The sequence below is a fragment of the Actinomadura sp. NBRC 104425 genome, assembly GCF_030269545.1.
Lineage (GTDB): Bacteria > Actinomycetota > Actinomycetes > Streptosporangiales > Streptosporangiaceae > Spirillospora > Spirillospora keratinilytica.
In genome coordinates, this window is the sequence record NZ_BSTN01000049.1 from 1 (window position 1) to 16,578 (window position 16,578).

2 protein-coding genes are annotated in these 16,578 nt (G+C 74.1%); both read left to right on the forward strand.

Annotated elements, in window-relative coordinates:
- The first annotated feature begins 4 nt into the window (after positions 1-4).
- The gene (locus QSK22_RS32575; protein WP_285498342.1) at positions 5-8,200 is read left to right on the forward strand and encodes a non-ribosomal peptide synthetase; all 8,196 of its coding nucleotides are present in this window, start codon (positions 5-7) and stop codon (positions 8,198-8,200) included.
- Positions 8,194-16,578 (forward strand): non-ribosomal peptide synthetase (locus QSK22_RS32580; RefSeq protein WP_285498341.1); only part of this gene is annotated, 8,385 nt, incomplete at its 3' end. The genes QSK22_RS32575 and QSK22_RS32580, both read left to right, overlap by 7 nt.

Sequence of the window (16,578 nt, forward strand, 5' to 3'; positions counted from 1 at the left end):
GAAGATTCGGGGGTTCCGGATCGAGCTGGGCGAGATCGAGGCGGCTGTTGCCGCACACGCCTCGGTGGGGCGGGTCGCGGTCGTGGTGCGCGAAGACCAGCCCGGCACGAAACGCTTGGTCGCCTACGTCGTTCCGGCAGACGGCTCGGTCGATACTGCAGCGCTGCGGAAGCATGTGGCCGGGCGGTTACCGGAGTACATGGTTCCGGCGGCGTTCGTGGTGTTGGAGGCGTTGCCGACCACACCGAACGGCAAGCTGGACCGCGCCGCCCTGCCCGCGCCGGATTTCGGTGGCCGGTCGGGTGGGCGTGCCCCGGCGAACGCGACCGAGGAGGTGCTGTGCGGCCTGTTCGCCGAAGTCCTCGGCCTGGACCAGGTGGGCGCTGAAGACTCCTTCTTCGAAGTCGGCGGTGACTCCCTCCTCGCCATGCGGCTCGTCACTCGCCTGCGGGCGGTGTTCGAGGTCGAGGTCGGGATCAAGACGTTGTTCGCCGAACCCACGGTCGCCGGCGTCGCAAAGGCCGTCACCGCTGGCACGGACCGGGCCCGTCCGCCGCTGACGGCCCGGCGCCGTCCGGACGTGGTACCGCTGTCGTACGGGCAGCAGCGCATGTGGTTCCTCAACCGTTTGGAAGAAGCAGGCGAAGGCGCGGCCTACACCCTGCCGTTAGTGCTGCGGATTTCCGGCGAACTGGACGTTCCCGCGCTGGAAGCGGCCCTGGCCGACGTCGCCGACCGGCACGAGAGCTTGCGCACGATCTTCCCCGAGATCGACGGGGAACCGCACCAGCGGGTGCTGACCGGTCGCGCCGGCCATCCCCGGCTGGAGACCGCCCGGCCCGACGAGGACGCTGACCGCAGTTTCGATCTCCGGGAGGACCTGCCCTGGCGGGCCCGGCTGGTCGAACTGGGCCCGAACGAACACGTCCTGGAGATCGTGGCGCACCACATCGCCGTGGACGGCTGGTCGCTGGGCGTACTGGCCCGTGATCTCGGTGTCGCGTATGCGGCTCGCCGGGAGGGGCGGGAACCAGGCTGGGCGCCGCTGCCGGTCCAGTACGCCGACTACGCGTTGTGGCAGCGGGAGGTACTGGGCGACCCGGACGATCCGGACAGTGTGATCAGCGGTCAGCTCGGCTACTGGCGTGAGGCCTTGCGTGATCTGCCTGAGGAACTGACGCTCCCGACCGACCGGCCGAGGCCCGCCACGCCTTCCTTCCGGGGCCGATCCGTACCGGTGACCTTGGGACCGGACGCTCACGCGGGCCTGGTCCGGGTGGCGCAGCGGGGCGGCGCGACCGTGTTCATGGTGGTGCAGACGGCGCTGGCGGCATTGCTGGCCCGGCTCGGTGCGGGCACCGACATCCCGCTCGGCACGCCTGTCGCAGGCCGGGGTGACGCCGCGCTGGACGGGCTGGCGGGGTTCTTCGTCAACACGCTGGTGCTGCGCACGGACGTGAGCGGCGACCCGTCGTTCCTGGAGCTCCTGGCGCGCGTCCGCGAAACCGATCTGGCCGCCTACGCGCATCAGGAACTGCCGTTCGAGCGGCTGGTGGACGAACTCAGCCCCGCCCGATCGCTGGACCGGCACCCGCTGTTCCAGGTGATGTTCACCCTCCAGAGCGCCACCGGCGACCGGCAGGGACGGTGGGAGCTGCCGGGACTCCAGGTCGAGCCGATGCCGCCCGGCGAGGAGGCCGAGACCGCCCGGTTCGACCTGTCGATCACCCTGGCGGAACGCCGCGACGAGGACGGCGTTCCCGTGGGTATCGGCGGAGAGATCCTCTACGCGACCGACCTGTTCGACGAGACGACCGCACAAGCTCTGTCCGATCGCCTCGTCCGCGTCCTCGAACAGCTCGCGGCCGATCCGGAACTGCGCGTGAGCCAGGTCGATGTTCTGGACGAGACCGAACGCCTCACTCTGCTGGGGAGCTGGAACGACACCGGCACGTCCGTTCCCGGCGTCATGATCCCCGAGCAGATCCGCGCATGGGCCGGGCGCACGCCGGATGCGGTGGCGTTGCGGTGTGGTGAGGTGTCCTTGACGTATGCCGAGTTGGAGGCGCGGTCGAACCGGTTGGCCCGGTATCTGCGGGGCGCCGGGGTGGGGCGTGAGTCGGTGGTGGGGCTGAGCCTGCCGCGTGGTGTGGACGCGATCGTTGCCGTGGTGGGTGTGTGGAAGGCGGGTGCCGCCTATGTGCCGCTGGATCCGGAGTATCCGGTCGACCGGCTGGAGTTCATGCTCGCCGACAGCGGTGCGTCCCTGCGCATCGACTCGTTGGACGAGTTGATCGCGGAGCAGTCTTCCGAGCCGCTGGGGGTCGGGCTGGACTCGGCGAGCCTGGCGTATGTGATCTACACCTCCGGTTCCACGGGCCGTCCCAAGGGTGTGATGGGCCATCACGGCGGCATGGTGAACCTGGTGGAGGCGTTGCGGCCGGTCCTGGGGGCGGCGCCGGGTAAGGCGGTTTTGCAGTTTGCGTCGTTCAGCTTCGACGCCTCTGTGCTGGACATCGCGGTGACGTTGTCGTCGGGTGCGACGCTGGTGATCGCCACGCCGCAGGAGCGTGCCGACTCGGCGGTGTTGACGCGGATGCTCAACGAGCAGGGCGTGGATGCGGCGAGCATCGTGCCGTCGCTGTTGCGCGTGCTCGATCCGGCGCAGGTCGAAGGTGTGGGCCGGTGGGTGCTGGGCGCCGAACGGCTGTCGGCGGACCTGGCGGCCCGCTGGGCAGGCGGCGATCGACTCTGGAATACCTACGGGCCGACCGAGACGACGGTCATGGCGACGGTCGGTGTGGTGGACGGTCCGGGCACGCCGCCGATCGGGCGTCCGATCGGCAACACCAAGGTGTTCGTGTTAGACGAGTTCCTGCAGCCCGTTCCCGCCGGGGTGACCGGCGAACTCTACGTCGCCGGCGCCGGGGTCACCCGCGGCTACGTCAACCGCCCGGCACTGACCGCCGAGCGGTTCGTGGCCTGCCCGTTCACCCCCGGCGAGCGCATGTACCGCACCGGCGACCTGGCCTGCTGGACGAGTGATGGCCGGTTGGAGTTCGTCGGCCGGGCCGACGAGCAGGTGAAGATTCGTGGGTTCCGGGTGGAGCCGGGCGAGGTCGAGGCCGTCCTGGCCGAGCATGAGAGCGTTGACCGTGCGGTGGTGCTGGTCCGAGACGAGCGTCTGGTGTCGTATGTCGTGCCGTCCAACGGTGCAGTGGACGCCGCCGTCCTCCGCGAGCATCTGTCGGCGAGCCTGCCCGAGTACATGATTCCCTCCGCGTTCGTCGAGCTGGAGGAGTTCCCCCTCACCGTCAACGGCAAGCTCGACCGGGCCGCCCTTCCCGCGCCCGACTTGGCGGGCCGGTCGGTGAGCCGCGCCCCCGCCACGCAGACCGAGGAGATCCTGTGCGGTCTGTTCGCCGAGATCCTCGGTTTGGAGCGGGTCGGAGCGGAAGACTCGTTCTTCGACTTGGGCGGTGATTCGCTGCTGGCGATGCGGCTCATCGCTCGCGTGCGGGCGGTGTTCGACACCGAGATCGGCATCCGGACCCTGTTCACCGACCCCACCGTCGCCGGACTCGCCAAGGCGGTCACGGAAAGCTCGGCCGTGGCCCGGCCGGCGTTGGCTCCCCGGCCCCGGCCGCAGATACTGCCGCTGTCCTACGGGCAGCAGCGCATGTGGTTCCTCAACCGCCTCGAAGAGGAAGGCTCCGGCGCCGCCTACAACGTGCCCCTGGCGCTGCGGCTCTCCGGCGATCTGGACCCGGACGTCCTGGAAGCGGCCCTGCACGACGTGGCCGACCGGCACGAGACCCTCCGCACCGTCTACCCGGAGACCGCGGCGCTGCCGCAGCAAAAGATCCTCATGGGTCCGGCCGCGCATCCGCCGCTGACCGTCACCCGCATCACCGGGGACGACCCGTCCGCGGTGATCGCCGAGGTGACCGGGCGGGGCTTCGACGTCGCCGCCGAGCTGCCGTGGCGGGCCGACCTGCTCGTGCTCGGCGACCGGGAGTTCATCCTCGTGGTGACCGCCCACCACATCGCGGTGGACGGCTGGTCGATGGGCGTTCTGGCCCGCGACCTGGGCATCGCCTACGCCGCCCGGCTGGAAGGCCGGGAACCGGACTGGGCGCCGCTGCCGGTCCAGTACGCCGACTTCGCCATCTGGCAGCGGGAGGTTCTCGGGGAGCTCGACGACCCCGGCAGCGCGATCAGCTCCCAACTCGCCTACTGGCGCGACGCGCTCGCCGGGCTGCCCGAGGAGCTGGCGCTGCCGACCGACCGGCCCCGCCCGCCCGTCTCGTCGTTCCGGGGAGCCGTGGTGCCCCTCGCGGTTCCGGCGGCCGCGCACGCCCGGCTGGCGGAGCTGGCCCGGCGCACCGGCTCGACGGTGTTCATGGTGGTGCAGTCGGCGCTGGCCGTGCTGCTCGCCCGGCTCGGCGCGGGCACCGACATCCCGATCGGCACCACCGTGGCGGGGCGGGGCGACGCGGCTCTGGAAGACCTGGTGGGGTACTTCCTGAACACGCTGGTGCTGCGCACCGACGTCGGCGGCAACCCGACGTTCACCGAACTGGTCCGGCGCGTGCGGGAGACCGACCTGGCCGCCCTCGCCCACCAGGACGTGCCGTTCGAGCGGCTGGTGGACGACCTCAGCCCGTCCCGTTCGCTGTCGCGGCACCCGCTGTTCCAGGTGATCCTGTCGATCGAGAACCTGCCGCCCGCCCGGTGGGAGCTGCCCGGGGTGAGCGTGCGGCCGGTGCGGCCCGACACCGAGGCGGCCCGGTTCGATCTGTCGGTCAGCCTCACCGAGAGCCGCGGCGCCGACGGCGCCCCGGCCGGGCTGCAGGGCGGGCTGCTGTACGCGACCGACCTGTTCGACGAGGCCACCGCCCGCGGGATCGCCGAACGGCTGATCCGCGTGCTGGAGCAGGTCGCCGCCGACCCGGACATCGACGTGGCCGCCGTCGAGCTGCTGGACGAGGCCGAGCGGCGCGCCGTGCTCACCGACTGGAACGACACCGCGCGGCCCGTCCCCGAGGCGACACTCCCGGGGATCATCAGCGGTTGGGCGGAGCGGACGCCCGACGCGGTCGCGCTGCGGTGCGGCGACGCCGTCCTCACCTACGCCGGGCTGGAGGAGCGGTCGAACCGGCTCGCCCGCCACCTGCTGGACGCCGGGATCGGCGCCGAGTCCGTCGTCGGCCTGCGCATGCCGCGCGGGATCGACGCGGTCGTCGCCATGGTCGGCGTGTGGAAGGCGGGCGCCGCCTACGTTCCGCTCGACCCCGAGCACCCCGCTGACCGGCAGGAGTTCATCCTCGCCGACAGCGGCGCGGCCCTGGTCATCGAGTCGCTGGACGAGCTGGTCGCGGGCCGGTCCGCGGAGCCCGTCGGCACGCGGCCGAGCCCGGACGGCCTGGCCTACGTCATCTACACCTCGGGCACGACGGGGCGGCCGAAGGGGGTGCTGGCCCGGCATGGCGGCGTGGTGAACCTCGCGGAGGCGTTCCGTCCCGTGCTGGGCGTGCGGCCCGGCGTGGCGATGCTGCAGTTCGCGTCGTTCAGTTTCGACGCGTCGGTGCTGGACGTGGCGGTGGCGCTGGCGTCGGGCGCGACCCTGGTGATCGCCTCGGATGAGGAGCGGGCCGACCCCGAGCTGCTGACCCGGATGGTGAACGAGCGGGGCGTCGGCGCGGTGAGCCTCGTCCCGTCCCTGGTGCGGGAGCTGGACCCGGACCGGTTCGACGGCGTGGCCCGCTGGGTCGTGGGGTCCGAGCGGATGCCGGAGGAGCTGGCGCGGCGCTTCGGCCGCGGCGAGCGGCTGTGGAACGCCTACGGCCCGACCGAGATCACCGTCATCTGCACCACCGGCCCCGTCGCCGACGACGGCGCCGGCTGGGTCGGCGGGGTGCCGTCGATCGGCCGGCCCATCGCCAACACCCGGGTGTTCGTGCTGGACGAGTTCTTGCAGCCCGTTCCCGCCGGGGTGACCGGCGAAGTGTACGTGGCGGGCGCGGGGCTGGCGCGCGGCTACCTGAACCGGCGGGGGCTGACGGCCGGGCGGTTCGTGGCGTGCCCGTTCGCCCCCGGCGAGCGCATGTACCGGACCGGCGACCTCGCCCGGTGGAGCCCCGACGGGCTGCTGGTGTTCGCGGGCCGCGCCGACGAACAGGTGAAGATCCGCGGCCACCGGATCGAACCCGGCGAGGTCGAGCACGCCCTGGCCGGGCACGACGCCGTGGACCAGGTGGCGGTGGTGGCGCGGGACGACCGGCTCGTCGCCTACGTCGTCCCGGCCGCCGGCGCCGCGGTCGACACGGCCGCGCTGCGGGAGTTCGCGGCGCGCCGGCTGCCGCCCTACATGGTGCCGGGCGCGGTCGTCGAGCTGGAGGCGCTGCCGCTGAACGCCAACGGCAAGCTGGACCGGGCCGCGCTGCCCGCCCCGGACTTCGCCGGGCTGGTCGGTGGCCGCGCCCCCGCCACCCCGGTGGAGGAGACGCTGTGCCGGCTGTTCGCCGAGGTGCTCGGGCTGGAGCGGGTCGGCGCGGACGACGGCTTCTTCACCCTGGGCGGCGACTCGATCCTGTCGATGCTGGTGGTGGCGGGGGCGCGCCGCGCCGGGCTGGCGATCACGGCGCGGCAGGTGTTCGAGCACCAGACCCCGGCGGGGCTGGCGGCGGTGGCCGTCCCGATCGAGGACGAAGGCGGCGGCGGTGTCGCGGCGGCCGGCCCGGTCCCGTGGACGCCGGTGATCCACCTGGCCGCGGAACGGTCGGGCGAGGCGGCCCTGACGGGCGGGTTCTACCAGTCGATGCTGCTGTCGGTGCCCGCCGGCGCCGACCGCGCCCGGCTCACCGGCGCGGTGCAGGCCGTGCTGGACCGGCACGAACTGCTCAGCGCCCGGCTGGAGCCCGGCGAGCGGCGGCTGGTCGTCCCGGAGCGGCCCGTTGCGGCCGCCGACGTGCTGGACCGGGTGCAGGCCGGCGGCGACCTGGAACGCGTCGTCGCCGAACGGGCCCGCCGGGAGGCGGCGCGGCTGGACCCGAAGGCCGGGGTGATGACCCGGCTGGTGTGGTTCGACGCGGGCCCGGACACCGACGGCCTGCTGCTGTGGCTGATCCACCACCTCGTGGTGGACGGGGTGTCCTGGCGGATCCTGCTGCCGGACCTGGCCGCCGCCTACGAGACGCCGGACGCCGGCCTTTCGCCCGTGCCCGTCCCCTACCGGCAGTGGGCCCTGCACCTCGCCGAGCAGGCCGCCAGTGCCGAGCGCACGGCCGAGCTGCCGGTGTGGAAGGCGATGCTGGACGGCCCGGACCCGCTGGTGGGCGCCCGCCGCCTCGACCCGTCCCGCGACCTGGTGGGCACGGTGCGCCGGGTGGACGCCTGCGTGCCCGCCGACGTCACCGAGGCGCTGCTGACGCGGGTGCCCGCGGCGTTCCACGCGGGCGTCGACGACGTGCTGCTCGCCGCGCTGGCCGCCGCGCTCGTCGAGTGGCGGCGCGGCCGCGGCGGCCCCGCCGACGGCGGCGTGCTCATCGACGTCGAAGGCCACGGACGCACCTGCGACACCCTCGACCTGTCGCGGACGGTCGGCTGGTTCACCAGCGTCCACCCCGTCCGCGTCGACCCGGGCACGCTGGACCCGGCGGAGGTGCGGGCCGGTGGACCCGCCGTCGACCGCCTGGTCAAACGCGTCAAGGAGCAGCTGCGCGCCGTGCCGTCCGACGGGCTCGGCTACGGGCTGCTGCGGTACGTCAACCCCGACACCGCCGCCGAGCTCGCGGCGCTGCCCGCACCGCAGATCGCGTTCAACTATCTGGGCCGGTTCGCCGCGGCCGCCGACGGCGACGGCGCGGACCGCCCGTGGCAGCCCGTCGGCCGCACCGGGCTGGGCGGCGGCGCCGATCCCCGCATGGCCGCCGGGCACGTGCTGGAGGTCTCCGGCGTCGTCCACGACCTGCCGGAGGGCCCGACTCTTGCCTTGACAGTGGCCTGGCCCGAAGACTTGCTGCCCGAAGCGGCGGTCTCCGCTCTGGCCTCGGGGTGGGCGGCGATGCTGACGGGGCTGGCCGCCTACGCCGACCGCGCGGACGCGGGCGGCCACACCCCGTCCGACTTCCCGCTGGTGAGCCTGGCGCAGGGCCAGATCGACGAGCTCGAATCCGAACTTGAAGGGGGCGCATGGTGACGCAGAGGCGAGTTGAGGACGTCTGGCCGCTGTCTCCGCTGCAGGAGGGCCTGCTCTTCCACGCCCTTTTCGACGACGACGCCCTCGACGTGTACGTCGGGCAGGAGGTCGTCGACCTGGAGGGTCCTCTGGACGTCGCCGTGCTGCGCCGCTCGTGGGAGGCGCTGTTAGCCCGGCACGCCGGTCTGCGCGTCGGGTTCCGCCGCCCCGCCGGGGCCGAGCAGCTCGTCCAGGTCGTGATGCGCGGCGTCGCCCTGCCGTGGCGCGAGGCCGACCTGTCCCACCTCGACAGCGGCGCCGGAATGGAGGAGGCGGACCGGCTCGTCACCGAGGAGCGGCTGCGCCGGTTCGACCTGTCCGCGCCGCCGCTGTTCCGGCTGCTGCTGGTGAAACTGGGGCCCGACCGGCACCGGCTGGTGATCACCCTGCACCACATCGTGCTGGACGGCTGGTCGCTGCCGATCCTGATGGGCGAGCTGTGGGCGGTCTACGGCGCGGGCGGCCGCACCGACGGCCTGCCGCCCGTCACCCCCTACCGCGAGTACCTGGCGTGGCTGGCCCGCCAGGACAAGGACCGGGCGCGCGAAGCGTGGGCCGCGGCGCTGGCGGGCGTGGACGAGCCGACGCTGGTCGCCCCCGCCGCGGGCAACCGCGTGCCGGTGCTGCCCGAGACCGTCGTCGCCCGCGCCGGCAGCCGCCTCACCGGGACGCTGCGCGAGCTGGCCCGCGGCCGCGGCCTGACCCTCAACACCGTCACCCAGGCCGCCTGGGCGATCCTGCTGGGCGGCCTCACCGGACGCGACGAGGTGGTGTTCGGCGCGACCGTCGCGGGCCGCCCCGCCGAGATCCCCGGCGTGGAACGCATGCTGGGGCTGCTGCTCAACACCGTCCCCGTCCGGGTGCGCCTCGACCCGGCGCTGACCGTCGCCGACATGCTCGCCCGGCTCCAGGAGCAGCAGTCCGCGCTGCTCGACCACCAGTACCTGGGCCTGGCCGAGATCCGGAAGGCCGCCGGGCCCGGCGCCGGGTTCGACACCCTCATGGCGTTCGAGAGCTACCCGGCCGGGGAGGGCCGCGCCCCCGACCTCGGCGGGCTGCGGCTCGCCATGACCGGCGGCCGGGACGCCGCCCACTACCCGCTGACCGTCGCCGTCGCCCCCGGCGACGACCTGGACTTCCGCATCAGCTACCGGACCGACGTGTTCGCCGAACGGGACGTGCAGACGCTCGCCGACCGGCTGGTGCGGATCCTCGGGCAGATCGCCGCCCATCCCGACCTGCCGCTCGGCCGGCTCGACCTGCTGGACCCCGCCGAACGCGACGCCGTCCTCGACACCTGGAACGACACCGCCGTCCCCGTTCCCGCGGACACCGTGCCCGCCCTCATCCGGGCCCGCGCCGACGCCGCCCCCGACACACCCGCCGTGCTGTGCGGGGAGGAGACGTTGACCTACGCCGACCTGGAGGAGCGGTCGAACCGGCTGGCCGGATACCTGCGCGGCCTCGGCGCCGGCGCCGAGACCGTCGTCGGGCTGTGCCTGCCGCGCGGCACCGACCTGATCGTCGCGATGCTCGCCGTGTGGAAGGCGGGCGCGGCGTACGTGCCGCTCGACCCGCAGTACCCGGCGGACCGGCTCGCGTTCATGCTCGCCGACAGCGGCGCGTCCCTGCTGGTCACCACCGCCGAGACGGGTACGGGCGCGGGGGTTACCGCCGAGGGTGTCCGGCGGGTGCCGCTCGACGACCCGGACGTGGTCGCGGCCGTCGCCGCGCAACGCCCGGAACCGCCCGCGGTGCAGCCGCACCCGGCGGGCCTGGCCTACGTCATCTACACCTCCGGCTCCACCGGGCGGCCCAAGGGCGTGATGGCCCAGCACGGCGGCCTGCGGAACCTGGCCGTGGCGTTACGCTCCGTGCTGGGCGCCGCGCCCGGCGTGACGGTCCTTCAGTTCGCCTCCTTCAGTTTCGACGCCTCCGTCCTGGACGTCGTGGTCACGCTGACGTCCGGCGCCACCCTGGCGATCGCGACCGCCGCAGAACGCGCCGAACCGCAGGCCCTCACCCGCATGATGAACCAGCGGGGCGTCGCCGCCGCCAGCATCGTCCCGTCGCTGCTCGGCATGCTCGACCCGGCCGACCTCGGCGGCGTGGAACGCCTGGTGCTGGGCGCCGAACGGCTCCCCGCCGACCTGGCCGACCGCTGGACCGGCGGCGAACGCCTGTGGAACACCTACGGGCCCACCGAGGCCACCGTCATCGCCACCGCCGGGCCGATCCCCCCGCAGGGCCACGGCCGCGGCTGGGCCGACGGGCTGCCCGCGATCGGCCGGCCCGTCGCCAACACCCGCGTCTACGTCCTCGACGGCTCCCTGCGGCCGGTGCCGCCCGGCGTCACCGGCGAACTGTACCTGGCGGGCGCCGGCCTGACCCGCGGCTACCTGCGCCGCCCCGGGCTGACCGCGGAACGGTTCGTCGCCTGCCCGTTCGCCCCCGGCGAGCGCATGTACCGCACCGGCGACCTCGGCTACTGGACCACCGACGGCGAACTGGCGTTCGCCGGACGCGCCGACCAGCAGGTCAAGATCCGCGGGTTCCGCATCGAACCCGGCGAGATCGAACACGTCCTGGCCGGGCACGACGGCGTCGACCGGGTCGCGGTCGTCGCCCGGGAGGACCGCCCCGGCGACCGCCGCCTCGTCGCCTACGCCGTCCCCGCCGCCGGCGCCGCCCTCGACGCCGCCGCGCTGCGCGAGTTCGCCGCCCGGCGGCTGCCCGAGCACATGGTGCCGGCCGCCGTGGTGCTCCTGGACGCGCTGCCGCTCACCGTCAACGGCAAACTCGACCGCGCCGCACTGCCCGCCCCCGACCTCGGCGGCGGCGGGGGACGCGGCCCCGCCACCGTCACCGAAGAGGTCCTGTGCGGCCTGTTCACCGAGGTGCTCGGCGTGCCGCGGGTGGGCGCCGAGGACTCCTTCTTCGACCTCGGCGGCGACTCGCTGCTGGCGATGCGGCTGATCGCCCGGGTGCGGGCCGTCCTGGAGGCCGAGATCGGCATCCGGGACCTGTTCGCCGCGCCGTCCGTGGCGGCCCTGGCCCGCGTCATCGACGGCCTCGGCGGCGCGGACGTCCGTCCGGCGCTGACCGCCGGTCCCCGCCCCGACACGCTGCCGCTGTCGTTCGGGCAGCAGCGCATGTGGTTCCTCAACCGGCTGGAGAAGGCCGGCGAGGGCGCCGGCTACAACGTGCCGATGGTGCTGCGCCTGTCCGGTGAACTCGACACCCAGGCGCTGCAGGCGGCCGTCGCCGACGTCGCCGCCCGCCACGAAAGCCTCCGCACCGTCTTCCCCGAAACCGGCGGCGCGCCCCGCCAGGCCATCCTCGACGCGCATCCCGCCGTGGACGTCGTCCCGGTGGACGCCGCCGACGCCGACGCCGTGGTGCGCGAGGAGTCCGCCCGCGGCTTCGACGTCGAACGCGAACTGCCCTGGCGGGTCCGGCTGCTGCGCATCGCCGCCGACGAGCACCTCCTGCTCGTCGTCGCCCACCACATCGCGGTGGACGGCTGGTCGATGGGCGTGCTCGCCCGCGACCTCGGCACCGCCTACACCGCCCGCAGGCGCGGCGAGGCACCCGGCTGGGCGCCGCTGCCCGTCCAGTACGCCGACTACGCGATCTGGCAGCGCGAGGTCCTCGGCGACCTCGACGACCCCGACAGTGCGATCACCGCCCAGCTCGGCCACTGGCGCAAGACCCTGGAAGGGCTGCCCGAAGAGCTGGCGCTGCCGGCGGACCGGCCCCGCCCCGCCGCCCCGTCGTTCGCTGGCGAGTCGGTGCCGCTGCACGTCCCGGCGGAGGCGCACGCCCGCCTGGTGCGGCTCGCCCAGCACAGGCGCGCCACCATGTTCATGGTCGTGCAGGCGTCGCTGGCCGCGCTGCTCGCCCGGCTCGGCGCGGGCACCGACATCCCGCTCGGCACCGCCGTCGCCGGCCGCGGCGACGCCGCCCTCGACGACCTCGCCGGGTTCTTCGTCAACACCCTCGTGCTGCGCACCGACGTCCGCGGCGACCCGACGTTCGCCGACCTGGTCGCCCGCGTCCGCGAAACCGACCTGGCCGCCTACGCCCACCAGGACGTCCCGTTCGAACGCCTTGTGGACGAGCTCAGCCCGACCCGGTCGCTGTCCCGGCACCCCCTGTTCCAGGTCGCGCTGAGCGTGCAGAGCATGCCGGAACCCGACGCCGAGACCGGCGGCTGGGAGCAGTCCGGCCTGACCGTCCGGCAGGCCGCATCCCGCGCCGACGCCGCCCGCTTCGACCTGTCGGTCAACCTCGTCGAGCACCGCGACGCCGCCGGCGCCCCCGCCGGCATGGGCGGCGGCCTCCTCTACGCCGCCGACCTGTTCGACGAAACCACCGCCCGCACCCTCGCCGACCGCCTCGTCCGCGTCCTCGACCAGGTCGCCGCCGACCCCACGCTGCACATCAGCCGGCTCCAGGTGCTCGACCCGGTGGAACGGCACGCCCTCCTCGCCGAACGCAACGACACCGCCGCCGAGACGCCCGCGCCGACCCTGGTGCACCTGCTCGCCGCGCAAACCGCCCGCACCCCGGACGCGACCGCCGTCATCGGTGCCGGCCGCTGCCGGACCTACGCAGACCTGGACCGGCACGCCGCCCGCATCGCCGCCGGCCTGGCCGAACGCGGCGTCCGCCGCGGCGACCTCGTCGGCGTCGCCATGGAACGCTCACCCGACCTGATCGCCGTCCTGCTCGGCATCCTGCGCGCCGGAGCCGCCTACGTGCCGGCGGACCCGGCCTGGCCCGCCGCCCGCACCCGCCGCGTCCTCGCCGGCCTCGACGTGGTCGTCGCCGACACCGGCCTCGCCCGGCAGCTCGTCGCCGACCAGGTCATCGCCGCCGGAACGGCCGTCACCGTCGAGGACCTGCCGTCCGACGCGCCCCCGCCCGCCGTCGCCCTCGCCCCGGCCGACCTCGCCTACGTCATGTACACGTCCGGATCGACCGGCGAACCCAAGGGCGTCACCGCCACCCACGGCGCGGTCGCCGCCCTCGCCACCGACCCGTGCTGGGGCCCCGGCGCCCGCGGCCGCGTCCTGCTGCACGCCCCGCACGCCTTCGACGCCTCCACCTTCGAAATCTGGGTCCCGCTCGCCCACGGCGGCGCCGTCGTCGTGGCCCCGCCCGGCAAGGTGGACGCGGCGACCCTCACCCGGTTCGTCCGCGACCACGCCCTGACCGCCGTGCACGTCACCGCCGGCCTGTTCGGCGTGCTCGCCGAGGAGGCCCCCGGCGCCCTCGCCGGCGTACAGGAGGTCCTCACCGGCGGCGACGTGGTCCCGGCCGGCGCCGCCGCGAAGATCATGGCGGCTTGCCCGGACGTCACCCTCCGGCACCTGTACGGGCCGACCGAGGTGACGCTGTGCGCCACCACCCACGAGGTCCGCACCGACCCGCCCGCGGTGCTGCCGATCGGCCGCCCCCGCGGCAACACCCGCGTCTACGTCCTGGACGAGTTCCTCCAGCCCGTGCCCGACGGCGTCACCGGCGAACTGTACGTCGCGGGCGACGGCCTGGCCCGCGGCTACCTGGACCGGCCCGCCCTCACCGCCGAACGGTTCACCGCCTGCCCGTTCGCTCCGGGCACCCGCATGTACCGGACCGGCGACCTCGCCCGCTGGCAGGACGGCCGGCTGATGTTCGCCGGCCGCGCCGACGAACAGGTCAAGATCCGCGGCTACCGGGTCGAACCCGGCGAGATCGAAGCGCTGCTGGCCGCCTGCGACGACGTCGCCCGCGCCGCCGTCGTCGTCCGCGAGGACACCGGCGAGAAACGCCTGGTCGCCTACGTCGTGTCCGCCGGCGACGACCGCGGCCTCGCCGCGCGGCTGCGCGACCTGGCCGCCGCCCGCCTCCCCGAATACATGGTCCCGGCCGCGTTCGTCGTCCTCGACGCGCTGCCGCTGACCGCCAACGGCAAGCTCGACCGGCGCGCCCTGCCCGCCCCCGACTTCGGCGGCCTCACCGGCGGACGCGCCCCCGCCACCCCCGTCGAGGAACTGCTGTGCGGCCTGTACGCCGAACTGCTCGGCCTGGACCGGGTCGGCGCCGACGACTCCTTCTTCGACCTCGGCGGCGACTCGCTGCTCGGCATGCGGCTGCTCGCCCGCGTCCGCGCCGTCCTCGGCGTTGAGATCAGCATCGGCGAACTGTTCACCGGCCCGACCCCCGCCGACGTGGCCCGCCTCGCCGACACCACCGGCGGCGCCGCCCGGCCCGCCCTCACGCCCCGGCCCCGGCCCGACGCGGTCCCGCTGTCGTACGGCCAGCAGCGCATGTGGTTCCTCAACCGGCTGGAGAGGGCGGGCGCCGGCGCGGGCTACAACGTGCCCCTGGCCGTCCGGCTGCGCGGCGCACTCGACATCGCGGCCCTGCAAGCGGCCCTCGCCGACGTCGCCGACCGGCACGAGACCCTCCGCACCGTCTACCCCGACCAGGACGGCACCCCCCGCCAGGAAATCCTCGCCGGCTCCGCCGCACATCCCCGCCTCATCGTCGACGCCCCCGGCGAGGACGTCGGCGGCGTGCTGCGCGCCGAGGCCGTCCACCGCTTCGACGTCTCCCGCGACCTGCCCTGGCGGATCCGGCTGGTGCCCGTCGGCGACGACGAACACGTGCTGAGCATCGTCGCCCACCACATCGCCGTCGACGGCTGGTCCATGGGCATCCTGCTGCGCGACCTCGCCGCCGCCTACACCGCGCGGCGCCAGGGCACCGCCCCGGCCTGGACCCCGCCGCCCGTCCAGTACGCCGACTACGCGATCTGGCAGCGCGAGGTCCTCGGCGACCTCGACGACCCCGACAGCGCCATCAGCGCCCAGCTCCGCCACTGGCGCGAGGCCCTCGCCGGGCTCCCCGAGGAACTGGCGCTGCCGACCGACCGGCCCCGCCCGTCGATGCCCACCTTCCGCGGCGCGGCCGTGCCGGTGCACGTCCCCGCCGCCGTGCACGCCCGCCTCGTGCGGATCGCCCAGCGCAGCGGCGCGACCGTCTTCATGGTCGTCCAGGCCGGCCTGGCGGTGCTGCTGTCCCGGCTCGGCGCGGGCGACGACATCCCGCTCGGCACCGCCGTCGCCGGCCGCGGCGACGCCGCCCTCGACGACGTCACCGGATTCTTCGTCAACACGCTGGTGCTGCGCACCGACATCAGCGGCAACCCGACGTTCGCTGACCTGGTCGCCCGCGTCCGCGACGCCGACCTGGCCGCCTACGCCCACCAGGACATCCCGTTCGAACGACTGGTGGACGACCTCAGCCCGGCCCGGTCCCTGTCCCGGCACCCGCTGTTCCAGGTCGAATACACCCTGCAGAACCTGCCCCGCTGGCAGGAGCGCACCACCCTGCCCGGATTGGCGTTCGAAGCGCTCCCGCCCGAGGAGGGCACCCAGGCGGCACGCTTCGACCTGTCGGTGACGCTCGCCGAACACCGCGACGACGACGGCACCCCGAGCGGCATCGGCGGCGTCATCCAATACGCCACCGACCTGTTCGACGAGCACACCGTCGCGGCGATGGCCGACCGCCTCGTGCGCGTCCTCGAACAGGTGGCCGCCGACCCGGCCGTCCCCGTGAACCAGGTGGAGATCCTCAACTCCGCTGAGCGTGAGGTTGTGGTGTCGGGGTGGAACGACACCGTGCACGCTGTGGAGTCGGCGACGCTGGTGGAGTTGTTCGCTGCGCAGGTGGGGCGTACGCCGGGTGCGTTGGCGGTGGCGGATGAGCGTGTGCGGTGGTCGTATGCCGAGCTGGATGCGGCCAGTGACCGTGTCGCGGCGGAGTTGGTGTCGCGTGGCGTGGGGCGGGGCGACTTGGTGGGTGTGGTGGTTGACCGGTCGGTGGAGTTGGAGGCGGTGCTGCTGGGGGTGGTGAAGGCGGGGGCGGCGTATGTGCCGGTGGATCCGGGGTATCCGGCGGCGCGGATCGAGTTCATGCTGGCCGACGCCCGCCCGGCGGTCATCGTCTGCACCGGCGAAACCCGTCACGTCGTGCCCGAGGGCACTGACGTGTTGGTGGTGGACGACCTGCCGTTGGATGGTGCGGCAGCGGCTCCTGTGACGTCGTTGGGTGCCGATGACGTGGCGTATGTGATTTACACGTCGGGTTCGATGGGTCGTCCGAAGGGTGTGGCGGTCTCGCACGGGGCGATCGTGAATCGTCTGCTGTGGATGCAGGGCCGGTACCGGTTGGACGGTTCGGACCGGGTCTTGCAGAAGACTCCGGCGGGGTTCGATGTGTCGGTGTGGGAGTTCTTCTGGCCGCTGATCACCGGCGCGGGGTTGGTGATGGCGCGTCCGGGCGGC